The organism is Photobacterium pectinilyticum, assembly GCF_024357955.1.
Lineage (GTDB): Bacteria > Pseudomonadota > Gammaproteobacteria > Enterobacterales > Vibrionaceae > Photobacterium > Photobacterium pectinilyticum.
Window position 1 is genome coordinate 56,916 of the sequence record NZ_JANEYT010000001.1, and the last position, 13,320, is coordinate 70,235.

At 48.0% G+C, this 13,320-nt stretch carries 12 protein-coding genes; 4 read left to right on the forward strand and 8 right to left on the reverse strand.

The features are described 5' to 3' along the window. Positions 1-2 precede the first annotated feature (2 nt). The 8 genes from cydA to aspS all read right to left on the reverse strand — a co-directional run bounded on the left by cydA (position 3) and on the right by aspS (position 9,221). Entirely contained in the window at positions 3-1,589 is a 1,587-nt protein-coding gene (gene cydA, locus NHN17_RS00260) for a cytochrome ubiquinol oxidase subunit I (RefSeq protein WP_255040086.1), read from the reverse strand. 1,004 nt (positions 1,590-2,593) lie between these two features. Continuing rightward, entirely contained in the window at positions 2,594-3,610 is a 1,017-nt protein-coding gene (gene ruvB, locus NHN17_RS00265; protein WP_255040087.1) for a Holliday junction branch migration DNA helicase RuvB, read from the reverse strand. Positions 3,611-3,658: 48 nt separating this feature from the next. Beyond that, a complete protein-coding gene (gene ruvA, locus NHN17_RS00270; RefSeq protein ID WP_255040088.1) occupies positions 3,659-4,282 on the reverse strand; it encodes a Holliday junction branch migration protein RuvA in 624 nt (207 codons plus the stop codon). 105 nt (positions 4,283-4,387) lie between these two features. Beyond that, positions 4,388-5,098 (reverse strand): methyl-accepting chemotaxis protein, encoded by a 711-nt coding sequence (locus NHN17_RS26020; RefSeq protein WP_373689522.1) that lies wholly within the window; start codon positions 5,096-5,098, stop codon positions 4,388-4,390. Positions 5,099-5,107: 9 nt separating this feature from the next. Further along, positions 5,108-5,674: a hypothetical protein gene (locus NHN17_RS26025; RefSeq protein WP_373689523.1), complete on the reverse strand. Its 567-nt coding sequence runs from the start codon at positions 5,672-5,674 to the stop codon at positions 5,108-5,110. 277 nt (positions 5,675-5,951) lie between these two features. Continuing rightward, complete coding sequence (gene ruvC, locus NHN17_RS00280) at positions 5,952-6,473, reverse strand: crossover junction endodeoxyribonuclease RuvC (protein WP_107350185.1); 522 nt, start codon at positions 6,471-6,473, stop codon at positions 5,952-5,954. Between the two features lie 12 nt (positions 6,474-6,485). Further along, positions 6,486-7,229: a YebC/PmpR family DNA-binding transcriptional regulator gene (locus tag NHN17_RS00285; RefSeq protein WP_255040089.1), complete on the reverse strand. Its 744-nt coding sequence runs from the start codon at positions 7,227-7,229 to the stop codon at positions 6,486-6,488. Between the two features lie 207 nt (positions 7,230-7,436). After that, the gene (gene aspS, locus NHN17_RS00290) at positions 7,437-9,221 is read right to left on the reverse strand and encodes an aspartate--tRNA ligase (protein WP_255040090.1); all 1,785 of its coding nucleotides are present in this window, start codon (positions 9,219-9,221) and stop codon (positions 7,437-7,439) included. A 417-nt stretch (positions 9,222-9,638) separates the two neighbouring features. On the opposite strand from aspS, the gene NHN17_RS00295 reads away from it, so the two are divergent. The 4 genes from NHN17_RS00295 to NHN17_RS00310 all read left to right on the forward strand — a co-directional run bounded on the left by NHN17_RS00295 (position 9,639) and on the right by NHN17_RS00310 (position 13,318). Next, complete coding sequence (locus tag NHN17_RS00295) at positions 9,639-10,523, forward strand: DUF72 domain-containing protein (protein WP_255040091.1); 885 nt, start codon at positions 9,639-9,641, stop codon at positions 10,521-10,523. Positions 10,524-10,745: 222 nt separating this feature from the next. Then, the gene (gene cmoA / locus NHN17_RS00300) at positions 10,746-11,474 is read left to right on the forward strand and encodes a carboxy-S-adenosyl-L-methionine synthase CmoA (RefSeq protein WP_255040092.1); all 729 of its coding nucleotides are present in this window, start codon (positions 10,746-10,748) and stop codon (positions 11,472-11,474) included. Between the two features lie 15 nt (positions 11,475-11,489). Further along, positions 11,490-12,464, forward strand: coding sequence for a tRNA 5-methoxyuridine(34)/uridine 5-oxyacetic acid(34) synthase CmoB (gene cmoB / locus NHN17_RS00305; RefSeq protein WP_255040093.1), 975 nt, complete (start codon positions 11,490-11,492; stop codon positions 12,462-12,464). 86 nt (positions 12,465-12,550) lie between these two features. Continuing rightward, positions 12,551-13,318: an ATP-dependent zinc protease family protein gene (locus NHN17_RS00310; protein ID WP_255040094.1), complete on the forward strand. Its 768-nt coding sequence runs from the start codon at positions 12,551-12,553 to the stop codon at positions 13,316-13,318. The last annotated feature ends 2 nt before the right edge of the window (positions 13,319-13,320 follow it).

Genomic DNA, 13,320 nt, shown 5'->3' on the forward strand with positions numbered 1-13,320 from the left:
GATTATGCTTCAACCTGACGCGATACCACATTCTGCGGTGCATCATTAGTTTCAAAGTGGTAGCGGCCTGTTTTCAAGCTGCTAGGACCTAGACGAGCAAACTTGATCATCAGGTACAATTCAGCAATCAGGAACACTGTGTACAGTGCAATAATTGCCAGCAAAGAAGTAATGATGTCAGAAGGTGCCAAATTTGACACAGCCATCGACACCGGCAGGATCTCACCTACCGCCCATGGTTGACGACCATACTCGGCAACGAACCAACCCGCTTCAATTGCAATCCAAGGCAATGGAAGACCGTAAAGCGCGGCTTTCAGTACCCATTTATTGTCAGTGATCTTGTGACGGCAAGACTGCACGAACGCTGCACCGATAATACCCAGCATCAAGAAGCCACAACCCACCATAATACGGAAGCTCCAGAATAACGGCCACACCGTCGGGATAGAGTCATCTGCAGCACGTGCAATGTCTTCATCTGTCGCATCAACAACATTGTCAGCATAAGGCTTAACCAGGTAGCCATAGCCAAGGTCATGTTTAACTTCATCGAATGCTGCGATGTTTTCTGGTGTCTTATCACCGGCACGTAATTTTTCCAGCAGGCCGTAAGCCACCATACCGTTACGGATACGGACTTCGTGTTCATCTTTCAAATCACGCAGACCGGTTACTTCCGTATCGATAGAACGTGTTGCGATAATACCCATTAAGTAAGGGATCTTGATCGCATAATCCGTTTCCATGGTTTCCTGATTTGGAATACCAAATAGCGTGAAGGCAGCAGGCGCTTCTTCTGTGTGCCATTCAGCTTCAATCGCTGCTAGCTTGGTTTTCTGAACGTCACCAAGCTCATAGCCTGATTCATCGCCCAATACGATAACAGATAGGATTGATGCCATGCCGAATGCTGCAGCAATCGCAAATGAACGGCGAGCGAAGGCAATATCACGACCTTTAAGCAGATAGTAAGAACTGATAGCAAGAACGAACATCGCACCGGTTACGTAGCCAGACGCAACAGTGTGAACGAATTTCACCTGTGCAACCGGGTTAAGTACCACTTCAGCAAAGCTTACCATTTCCATACGCATGGTTTCGAAGTTGAACTCTGCACCGACAGGGTTCTGCATCCAGCCGTTTGCAACAAGAATCCATAGCGCCGAGAAGTTAGAGCCAAGAGCAACGAGCCAAGTAACAGTAAGGTGCTGACGCTTGGATAGACGATCCCAACCAAAGAAGAACAGGCCAACTAGGGTAGATTCAAGGAAGAAAGCGATAAGCGCTTCGATAGCCAGCGGCGCACCGAAAATATCACCTACGTAGTGGGAATAATATGCCCAGTTAGTACCGAACTGGAACTCCATGGTAAGACCCGTGGAAACACCAAGGGCAAAGTTAATGGCAAAAAGCTTACCCCAGAACTTAGTCATGTCCTTGTAGATTTGCTTTCCGGTCATTACGTAAACCGACTCCATGATGGCGAGCAAGAAAGCCATACCTAGAGTCAGTGGGACGAACAAAAAGTGATACATCGCAGTTAATGCGAACTGTAACCGCGATAGTTCGACGATATCAGTGAACATTGAGAACTCCTTCTTTCGCCAGGCTGACTGACGACAGTACAACACAGTGCACTTATGGTTGGGCTTAGCAAAATGTAGCCAAACGTCGTCGCAATTTTTTCACCTTCCTGGTTGCCATCTTTATTGTTATCAACGGCATCCTTGATATGTTGCAACGCTGTACCAAATTGGTTAATTTGTTGTTAAGCTACAGCTAATAAAGTCATTGCTAATATTACTGACATTCGCTCTCAGGCTCAATGGATTAATTGCACAATTTGCTTTGATAAATATCAATAAACCCTGTTCACTTATTAACCACCACCACCTTACTTGACCTAGATCAAGTTATTGCAAGCCATTTAGGCTGCTGGCAGTAAGAGAATAAAACGTCGGTGTTTTAAATCATCAATAGCCCTATTAATGCGACTTAACATTCTGTTTTATCCATTCATATTCCGGCCAATTACCCTTAGAAAAAAAGAGCATTAAATGAAAACAAAAAGATTGAATAACCCGCACAAATCATCATCAACCACCTATTTATAGGTAGGTACAGTCACCAACAAATACAAACTGGGATTAGATTTAATAATCTTAATAGTGAATTTAATTCGCTTTTTGAACTATGGAAAATACCTATAATCAGCTCCAGAAGCAGATAAGGCCGCCCAGATGCCAAAATTCCAATTTTGGGCGGGCTACAGGCTGTTTCCCCAACCACGTAAATTTAGATTGAGGAAGTAGATATGGCTCGTTTATTTGAAAAAATCGTTGCACTTTATCAACCAAGCTTTGCTGAAATGTACAAAAGCAGCTGCTAAAAAGCGCTCACAAAGCAAGCAATCGCCCTGCTGGCGATTAAATGCATTATCACTTGAATCCTTCGGCAGCCGTTTAGCTTGTTGTGGAGCTGTGACAATAAAAACATAATCCAAACAAAAACCAGCGCTGCTAAGTGTTAAAAAAACAAAAACGAGGCCATATAGCCTCGTTTTTGATAACAATAAATCTTATAAATAGATCTATTTAGTTTCCGGCACATCAAACCCGAAATGCAGGTAGGCACGGTGGGTGGCAATCCGACCACGCGGCGTGCGTTGCAAGAAGCCTTGCTGGATAAGGTATGGCTCAAGCACATCTTCGATGGTATCGCGCTCCTCACCAATGGCCGCCGCAAGGTTGTCCAAGCCAACCGGCCCCCCCATAAACTTATCGATAATCGCCATCAGCAACTTGCGGTCCATATAATCAAAACCACTGCTGTCGACATCCAGCATATCCAGAGCTTTGGCGGCAACATCAGGACAGATATGGCCATTGCCTTTCACTTCGGCATAGTCACGTACCCGACGCAACAAACGGTTAGCGATCCGGGGTGTTCCACGGGCACGCATTGCCACTTCCATCGCGCCAGCTTCTTCAAGCGACAAATCTAGGCAATTGGCACTACGCTGAACAATCCCTTTCAGATCTTCCACCTTATAGTATTCAAGACGCTGAGTAATGCCAAAACGGTCTCGAAGTGGCGATGTCAGTGAGCCAGCACGGGTTGTCGCACCAATCAAAGTAAACGGTGGCAGATCAATCTTAATTGAGCGCGCTGCCGGGCCTTCACCGATCATAATATCCAACTGATAATCTTCCATCGCCGGATATAACACTTCTTCTACCTGCGGACTAAGGCGATGGATCTCATCAATGAACAACACATCATTTTCTTCAAGGTTGGTCAACAACGCCGCCAGATCACCGGCTTTTTCCAACACCGGGCCTGACGTGGTACGGATACTCACGCCCATCTCGTTAGCAACAATGTTGGCCAAGGTGGTTTTACCCAAACCCGGAGGGCCAAAAATCAATAAATGATCCAAGGCTTCATCACGTAGCTTGGCAGCCTGAATGAAGATCTCCATCTGACCACGAACATGATCCTGCCCCTTGTAGTCTTCGAGCAACTTAGGACGGATCGCGCGATCGACAATGTCTTCTTCGCGCGTAGTGGGGAAATCATTAGCGACCAATCTGTCTGCTTCTATCATCAAGCTTACCTAAATAGCGAAACCTAAAACTAAACGGGCAACCACGAGTTACACCATTGAACGCAGGGCGTCACGAATGATCATTTCGCTGGTCATCTCCGGCTGGGCAACCTGCGCAACCACTTTCGAGGCTTGCTGAGGTTTGTAACCCAGTGCAACCAGCGCACTGACCGCTTCATCTTCGGCTCGTGCCTGTGATGTCGTATCTTGTATTGGTGCGTTCGATGCCGCCGTATCAAGTGCAGGCGTAAACAGATCGCCCTCACCCCAACCTTTGAGACGGTCTTTCATTTCAACGACCAAGCGCTCGGCAGTCTTCTTACCCACTCCCGGAATTTTCACCAACGTCGTAACGTCTTCGTTTTCAACACTCAAGACAAACTGGCTCGCCGTCATTGCCGATAGGATAGCCAAACCCAATTTTGGGCCAACACCATTGGCTTTGATCACTTCGCGGAACAGATCACGCTCGCTTTTTTTGTTGAAGCCATAAAGCAACTGAGCATCTTCACGTACCACAAAGTGAGTCGAGATAATCGCTTCCTGGCCAACTTCCGGCAGCTCGTAAAAGCAGCTCATCGGCATCTGAACTTCATAGCCCATGCCGTTCACCTCAAGCAATACTTCAGGTGGTTGTTTTTCAATGATGATTCCACGTAGTCGACCAATCACAGCAAGATCTCTTTTCTCAATCCACAAAATTGGCTCTAGGATAGTAAAGAGCTGGATGTATATCCAGCTCTTTTTTCATTCCTAGTCATGACCAACAGTCGTCGACTATGCCATTTGCTGGCGGCCCCCGACGACCTGATTAAGGCTCTCTGCTAATGTATTAAGTCGTTCAACCTGTTCGGCAAGTAATGCGCCTTGGGAGGCAACAGCATCAGAAACCTGATTAGTTTCGACCACACTGTTGGCGACAGCCTGGCTGGCTGAAGTCAGCTCCCTGAGCGCTTCAACTTGCTGGCTAATGGTTTCAGCCAACTGGGTAACGTCTACCGAGACACTGGTGACTTGCTCGATGATCCCGCCCAGCTCTGATGTGCTGCTTTCAATAACGGCCTGCCCTTGCGATACCTCTCGACGGCTTCGCTCCAACAAGGCACGGATATCCACTGCCGAACTGTTACTTTTAGCCGAAAGCTCGCGGACCTGATCAGCCACAACGGCGAATCCCCTGCCCTGCTCACCGGCCCGTGCCGCTTCAATCGCTGCATTCAATGCCAACAAATTGGTTTGCTCGGCTACGGAAGTGATCACATCCGCCACCGACATGATCTCATCATTGCTACTCTGGATCCGAGCGATGGCCACTTTGGAAGCTTGAAGGGATTCGGAACTAGTTTCGGCTTGACGGTATATGATATCGCTACGCTGCTTCAGCTCAGTCACAAATTGATCAGACGCTTCCATCCCTTGGGTGAGGTGTTTCACTTGCTCACTCATTTGCTCTGCAGCACTGGCTTGCGACTCACAGTTGATATTCAAGGTACCTACCTACCGGTGCAGCGCTGATGATTGCTGCTCAATCACGCCCGAAACTTGGGTTAAGGACTCAGCATTGCCGCTGGCTTTCTCCAACACATCAGATAACTGGCTTTCCCCCTGCTTGGCTTGTTCCGCGATCGCCTCGCTCGCCTTATAGGCTAACTCTGCTTGCTCAATTGCCACTTGCCTTTGCCGTGAAACCCACGCTTGGGCAACGACAATCACGACCAATGGCATTAAGAAACCAGACCAGGCCTCAATAGCAAGAGACGTTGGACTGAGTTCCACGTTAGGGAAAACCTGGCCCGATAGGTGGCCATTCACCATCCAGCCGGACACCAACACCACCAGTAATGACCACGTTGTTGCCGTGTACAGTCTTGCCGATAGATAAAAAGCCACAATCAACAACGGTAACCAGAAGGCCTGGGTTGATTCTGCAATACCGCCAGTTTGGTAAATGATATTGACGGCGTGGATCACCATACCAAGAAAGCCGATGTTCAAGGCAACGTCGGCCTGCCAACTTATCGTGGTTGGCATAAACAGCGCTCGCCAAAGTGCCAATGGCGTCATGGAATCCGTTCCTTATTCTGTTTGGATTATTGTTATCAGGTATTGTTTCGAGTATTTATGGATTTATACCAACCTACATAAATATTTGATCAACGACTTATCCAGATTGGTATTACTCAGCAGTAGTCACCATCACTTGGTCATATGACCTCTGACCAATATATGCCAATAAACAATATCGTTACATAATAAAAAAGCAGCCAAAGGCTGCTTTTTTGATCAAACACTCATTATGCAAGTAAGACAATAATAAGATAACGCTTTGTATTTTTGGTGGTTATCGATAGCGTCCACGGCGAGCTCCACGAGCTTGGCCAGCCATGGCGATCAGTGTTTTATGTGTATGGGCATGACAGATCGCCACCGCCAATGCATCGGCGGCATCAGCCTGGGGTTTACCCGGCAGCTTGAGTACCGAGCAAACCATATGCTGGACCTGTGCTTTGTCTGCCCCACCGGTTCCAACGACGGCCTGCTTAATCAAACGAGCTGCGTATTCACTGACCGGCAAATCGGCATTCACTGCGGCGACAATAGCACTGCCACGGGCTTGTCCCAACTTGAGCGCTGAGCTGGCATTTTTACCCATGAAGACTTCTTCGATGGCAAAGGCATCAGGCTGAAATTGGGTAATGACTTCACTCACTCCAGCATAGATTTGCTTGAGGCGACCCGGGATATCCTCAACAGAAGTGCGAATACAGCCACTACCGAGGTATTCAAGATGTCGCCCAACTTGGCGGATCACACCGTACCCGGTGATCCTTGAGCCGGGGTCAATCCCTAAAATAATAGACATAGTCTTCAGGCGTTACAGCTGCGCCGCAACCTCATCAGAAATTTCACCGTTATGGTAAACTTCCTGAACATCGTCCAAATCTTCCAGTGCATCAATCAGGCGAAGCAGTTTAGGTGCCGTGTCTGCATCCAGTTCAGCTTTGGTTGAAGGCACTAACGTCACTTCTGCATTCTGCGCTTCAAAACCCGCAGTATCCAACGCATCTTTTACCGAACCAAATTCAGCCGGCGTCGTAAACACGTCGATTGACCCATCGTCATTGGTTTCAACATCGTCAGCACCGCCTTCCAGCGCCGCTTCCATAACCGCATCTTCATCTAAACCTGCTGGGTAAGAAATCACACCTTTCTTATCAAACAGATAGCTCACACTGCCATCAGTACCTAAGTTACCGTTCGCCTTTGAGAAAGCATGGCGTACACCAGATACTGTGCGGTTGCGATTGTCAGTCATACACTCAACCATCACCGCGGTACCTGCAGGACCGTAACCTTCATAGATCACGGTTTCCATATTTTCTTCCCCCTCGCCACCGGCACCACGGCTAACAGCGCGATTGACAGTATCGCGGGTCATATTATTCGATAGCGCTTTATCGATAGCAGCACGCAGGCGTGGGTTATTGTCAGGTTCGGCACCGCCTTCTTTTGCAGCCACAACAATTTCGCGAATTAGCTTAGTGAAAATTTTACCGCGTTTCGCATCCTGTGCTGCTTTACGGTGTTTGATATTGGCAAATTTACTGTGACCAGCCATTTCATTCTCCGGATTCTATTAGGCATCTATGCCCAAGTTTCACAATCTGTAGGGGTATATACCCAAGCAACCTCAATAAAACATCTTCAGCAGGAGAGCGAGTTCAGCAAGCGGCGTGCAGCTGAGCATTAAATTTGAAGTCACTTGGGTATATAGGTTAGAAAAAAAGACTGGCCTTTCGGCCAGTCTGTTTTGTTCGCTTATTGCTTATTCTTGCTCGGCGTTTTCTTTCTTCGCCAAGTTAACCGCAATCGCCAGCTCTTCAAGCGCGGCTGGGTTTGCCAGGCTTGGCGCATCTGTCAGTAGACATGATGCCGCTGTTGTTTTAGGGAACGCGATAACATCACGGATATTATCTGTACCACATAGCAGCATAACTAGACGGTCAAGACCGAATGCAAGGCCTGCGTGTGGTGGCGTACCGTACTTCAATGCTTCAAGTAGGAAACCGAACTTCGCTTTTTGCTCTTCAGCTTCAATACCTAGAATGCTAAATACTGCTGATTGCATGTCTGCATTGTGGATACGAACAGAACCACCGCCGACTTCGTAGCCGTTGATAACCATATCGTAAGCATTTGAGTTAGCCGCTGCTGGGTTAGCTGCAAGCTCTTCTGGGCTTACGCCAAGCGGTGATGTGAACGGGTGGTGCATCGCGTGCAGGTTACCTTCGTCGTCTTCCTCAAACATAGGGAAGTCGATAACCCATAGTGGTTTCCATGCTGACTTATCAGTCAATTCAAGGTCTTCACCGAGTTTAAGGCGAAGTGCGCCCATCGCTTCAGTTACAACACGCTTGCTATCAGCGCCGAATAGAATGATGTCACCCGTTTCAGCTTCAGTACGATCAAGAATGGCGTTAACAACGTCTTCGTTTAGGAACTTAGCAACAGGAGATTGAACACCTTCTAGGCCCGCTGCACGGTCATTCACTTTCATCCAAGCTAGACCTTTCGCACCGTAGATACCTACGAACTTAGTGTATTCGTCGATTTGCTTACGAGACAGTGAAGCGCCACCTGGTACGCGAATAACCGCTACACGGCCTTTTTCATCATTCGCAGGGCCAGAGAAAACTTTGAATTCAACATCTTTCAGAATGTCAGCAACATCAACAAGCTCTAGAGGGTTACGTAGATCTGGCTTATCAGAACCAAAACGACGCATCGCTTCTTCAAACTTCATGATTGGGAATGCGCCAAGATCTACGTTTAGTAGTTCTTTCCACATTTCAGTGATCATACGCTCAGTCACTTCACGCACTTCAGGTGCAGTTAGGAAAGAGGTTTCGATATCGATTTGAGTAAACTCTGGCTGACGGTCAGCACGTAGGTCTTCATCACGGAAACATTTAACGATCTGGTAGTAACGGTCAAAACCAGACATCATTAACAACTGCTTGAATAGCTGTGGTGACTGAGGCAGTGCGTAGAAGCTACCTTTGTGAACACGGCTCGGTACCAAGTAGTCACGAGCACCTTCCGGTGTCGCTTTAGTCAGTACAGGTGTTTCGATATCCAGAAATAGGTTGTCATCAAGGAAACGACGCACAAAGCTTGATGCTTTAGCACGTAGCTTGATGCGATCACTCATTTCTGGACGACGAAGATCAATGTAACGATACTTCAAGCGTTGCTCTTCAGAGTTCGTTTGGTTGAAATCTAAAGGAAGCGCTTCTGAGCGGTTGATGATCTCAAGGCCCGTTGCTAGTACTTCAACTTCACCAGTCGCCATGTCTTTGTTTACTTGGCTTTCCGGACGAACACGTACTTCACCAGTAAAACGAATACAGAATTCGTTGCGCAGCTGGTTCGCGACTTCGAATACTTCTTTCATATCCGGATCAACGACTACCTGAACAATCCCTTCACGGTCTCGCATATCAACGAAAATTAGACCGCCTAAATCACGGCGACGGTTAACCCAGCCGCATAACTCTACTGTTTGCCCTGCTAGGGACTTGTTCAGGTGACCACAATATTGGGTGCGCATATGAAATTCCCGATCTGTTTACTAACTTTCCTGTGCGTATGACGGAGCCCGAAGCAACCCGTCATACACAAGCTGAATCCTTCCCGGCCAATTTGATTAAACTTCACGCAACAATGACGCTAAGTCGGGCCGAGAGACAAAAATAACGACGTATTATATACCCAAGCGCCTTCAACATACATGATCAGCGAGAATTAATTGGCAAACAGCCCCAACAACGAACCATTGAGCTGGCAGCCCTTCTCAGGCATAGCACTTTGTATTTTGAAAAGACGAGGGGAATAAGGCGAAAGACCACTTTAAGGACAAGTCGCTAACAAGATCAAGGAAAAACCGGTTATCGGTGACCTAAAAGATTGACCTAGCACTAAAAGCCTTTGCACAATGGGCGCTACTTCTCACTTTGGAAGCCTTGCTATGCCGTTAACTCAAGTTAACCTCCCTGTTCGACTCGGCCTTGCCATGTGGTCTCACAACCATTGGCAGCAGAGCCTTTACGGTAGTGGTTGCAAAGCAGGTGAGCGACTCGCTAAGTATGCAGAGGTTTTTCACACCGTCGAGGGTAACACCACCTTCTATGCCACACCCGGGATCCCCACGGTAAAGAAATGGCATCAAGCCACAGAAGACGACTTCCGCTTTACCTTCAAGCTCCCCCAAGCCATCACCCACCAAAACCAACTGGTACACTGTGATCAACTGTTGGCTGACTTCTTTACCACCATGGCACCACTTGAAGGCAAGATAGGCCTGTGGAAAATCCAGCTACCGGCCCACTTTGGCCCTGCCGCCCTGCCAGCCTTGGAAAAATTTCTCAAACGGTTACCAGCCAATTACCCCATCGGAGTAGAAGTACGCCATCCGGCCTTTTTTGCCAAGGGCGAGGAAGAAAAGCAGCTCAACCGCTTGTTAGTCGAACATGGGGCTAATCGTATCATCATGGATAGCCGACCTGTTTTTGCCGCGCCTCCGACCACTGAGGCGGTGATCGATGCCCACCAGCACAAACCCAAGGTGCCGGTGCATGCCATAGCAACCGCTGACTATCCGATGATCCGCTTTATCGGCCATCACGATGACGCCAGCAACGATGCTTTTTTTGCCAACTGGCTAGTCCGGCTACCACAGTGGCTGCGCGACGGCAAACAGCCTTACCTGTTCATCCACACCCCGGACAACAACCATGCACCGGAGTTGGCCACCCGGCTGTATCACATGCTGCAGAAAAAGGCCGCCGATACAAAACTGCCGGATGTGGATCTGCCAAAAGCTGAGCCGGATCCGCAGATAACATTGTTGTAGGACGATAAACGAACCAACATTGCAGTTTATCTAATCAAATGCTCAAAAAACTCTGGACAGCGGAGAAAATCAATAAAGACAAATGCGCTCATTTTCACTACAATACGCGACCTTTCAGCGGTGATGGATCACCCCAGTATGTAGATTGGCGCCAAAGGCGTGAAAAAGTTCATACTTATCATTTGGGATTTCTGTTTTTTTGTATAGATGAGGTTCGTGAAGATGGCCGGTCACGACAATATTTTTTCGGCACCGATAGATAAAATCGGTGATTTTACGTTTGACGAACGCGTCGCTGAAGTTTTCCCGGATATGATCCAGCGCTCGGTGCCGGGTTACAGCAATATCATTTCAGCCATTGGTATGCTAGCTGAGCGTTTCGCCAAGCCGCATTCGAAAGTGTACGACTTGGGCTGCTCGCTGGGAGCGGCAACCTTGTCAATGCGTCGCCATATCCAGCAAGAAGGTTGTGAAATCATCGCTGTTGATAATTCCAGCGCCATGGTTGAACGTTGCCGTCTGCATATTAACGCCTACCGCTCCGACACCCCGGTCCAAGTAGTAGAAGCGGATATCCGCAACATCGATATCAACGATGCTTCTGTCGTAGTTCTGAACTTCACCCTTCAGTTTCTAGTTCCAGAGGATCGCCAAACGCTGCTTGAAAAAATTTATGCCGGCCTGCGCCCTGGGGGCATATTGATCCTGTCGGAAAAATACATCTTCGACGATGAGCGTGCCCACGAGCTGCTTATCGACCTGCATCACGACTTCAAGCGTGCCAATGGCTACAGCGAGCTGGAAATCAGCCAAAAACGCAGTGCCATTGAGAACGTCATGTTGCCAGACAGCATTGATACCCACAAGCAACGCTTTGAAAAGATTGGCTTCACAAGCTCAGAAGTTTGGTTCCAATGTTTCAACTTTGGCTCGATGTTCGCCATTAAATAAAGGTTTCTATTGTCTATGTTTACTTTTGCTGAGTTTTACCAGCTCCTTGCCCAGCATGAAACACTGCGCCCATGGCTAAACACCCTGCCAAAACAACTGAGCGACTGGGAAGAGCAAGCCCATGGTGACATGGCTCGCTGGATGCGTGCTCTGAAGAAATTTCCAACCGACATGCCGGATATCATCGACCTGAAAAATGCGGTCAGTGTCCGCAATGAAGACGGTATTGCTGACGGCGAGCAAAAACGCCTTGAAAGCTTGCTACGCTTGCTACACCCATGGCGAAAAGGCCCATATCAGATGCACGGCATCGATATCGATACCGAGTGGCGCTCAGATTGGAAGTGGGATCGTGTCCTGCCACATATCTCTCCGCTTAAAGGCCGCACGGTCTTGGATGTCGGTTGTGGTAATGGCTATCACATGTGGCGCATGCTGGGTGAAGAAGCCAAGCTGACCGTTGGTATCGACCCATCGAATCTATTCCTTATTCAGTTCGAGGCTATCAAGCGCCTGATGGGCATGGACGAGCGTGCCTACTTGCTGCCACTGGGTATTGAACAACTGCCTGAGCTTAAAGCCTTTGATACCGTTTTTTCTATGGGTGTGCTTTACCACCGCCGTTCGCCATTGGATCATATCATTCAGCTGAAGAACCAACTGCGTAAAGACGGTGAGCTTATCCTTGAGACCCTCGTCATCGATGGTGACGAAAACGATGTGTTAGTGCCAACCCACCGCTACGCCCAGATGCACAATGTCTACTTCTTCCCATCGGCCAAAGCACTAAAAGTGTGGATGGAGAAATGTGGCCTGGTTGATGTGAGAATCGTTGATGAGTGCGTAACAACCACTGACGAACAGCGTTCAACAGATTGGATGACCAACAATTCGCTACCGGAATACCTTGACCCTAACGATCCATCAAAAACAGTCGAAGGTTATCCTGCACCGAAGCGTGCCGTGCTAATTGCACGAAATCCTGACTAACTACTGACAAGGGGTGCTGTTCGCATCCCCTTTTCTACGCTAAAATACTGCCGCCTAAGAAAAAAGAAGTACCTCCGGGAGATAAAATGCTTCGCCGCTTTGTACCATTACTGACCTTTGCTGTCCTTTCTGGTTGTAGCCTTACCCAGCCACAACAAGACCAAGAGCAAACTATGCAAGCAATTAACATCATGGAAGATCGTGTCAATTTCCAGCTTGCAACCATGATCAAACAAATTGATGACCAAAACGCTAATATTGATAAGCTAGACAAGCAAATATCTACCTTGTCGGAAGATATGAGCCAACGCTACACGGATTCAACTTTACTTACCTTCACTGAAGAGGAAGAGGAAGAAACACCAATTCCTGCGATTGTCGACAACGATCCACGTGTTGCCCACGGCAAAGTGATCCTGGGTGAAGAAGAATGGGTGTGGCTGGATGCGACCCAGAGCTTTTATAAAGCCCGTATTGATACGGGAGCAACGACCTCATCGGTCAGTGCGACCAACGTCCAAATTTTTGAGCGCGACGGTAAAGAATGGGCACGTTTCAATATGAACCATACCTCGGATGAAAACCCGAGTGAGGCTGATATTTTTGAGGCTCCGGTCGTTCGCTGGGTGAAGATCCGCCAAGCCAGTGCTAACGGCGCAAACCGTCGTCCGGTGATCGAAGCGTGGGTAAAACTCGGTCAGCTTCATGAAAAAGCACAATTTACATTGGCAGATCGCACACAAATGACCTATCCAGTATTATTAGGGCGAGAATTTTTCAAAGACATAGCGCTTGTTGACGTAGGTAAAAAATTTGTTCAGGGAATGAATGAGCAACAACTACAACAAAACTAATA

Coding starts and splice junctions, on each gene's coding strand:
- aspS (WP_255040090.1), bottom strand. CDS start 9,221: ATGCGCACCCAATATTGTGGTCACCTGAACAAGTCCCTAGCAGGGCAA.
- NHN17_RS00285 (WP_255040089.1), bottom strand. CDS start 7,229: ATGGCTGGTCACAGTAAATTTGCCAATATCAAACACCGTAAAGCAGCA.
- ruvC (WP_107350185.1), bottom strand. CDS start 6,473: ATGTCTATTATTTTAGGGATTGACCCCGGCTCAAGGATCACCGGGTAC.
- NHN17_RS26025 (WP_373689523.1), bottom strand. CDS start 5,674: ATGACGCCATTGGCACTTTGGCGAGCGCTGTTTATGCCAACCACGATA.
- cmoB (WP_255040093.1), top strand. CDS start 11,490: ATGTTTACTTTTGCTGAGTTTTACCAGCTCCTTGCCCAGCATGAAACA.
- cmoA (WP_255040092.1), top strand. CDS start 10,746: ATGGCCGGTCACGACAATATTTTTTCGGCACCGATAGATAAAATCGGT.
- NHN17_RS00295 (WP_255040091.1), top strand. CDS start 9,639: ATGCCGTTAACTCAAGTTAACCTCCCTGTTCGACTCGGCCTTGCCATG.
- ruvB (WP_255040087.1), bottom strand. CDS start 3,610: ATGATAGAAGCAGACAGATTGGTCGCTAATGATTTCCCCACTACGCGC.
- NHN17_RS00310 (WP_255040094.1), top strand. CDS start 12,551: ATGCTTCGCCGCTTTGTACCATTACTGACCTTTGCTGTCCTTTCTGGT.
- cydA (WP_255040086.1), bottom strand. CDS start 1,589: ATGTTCACTGATATCGTCGAACTATCGCGGTTACAGTTCGCATTAACT.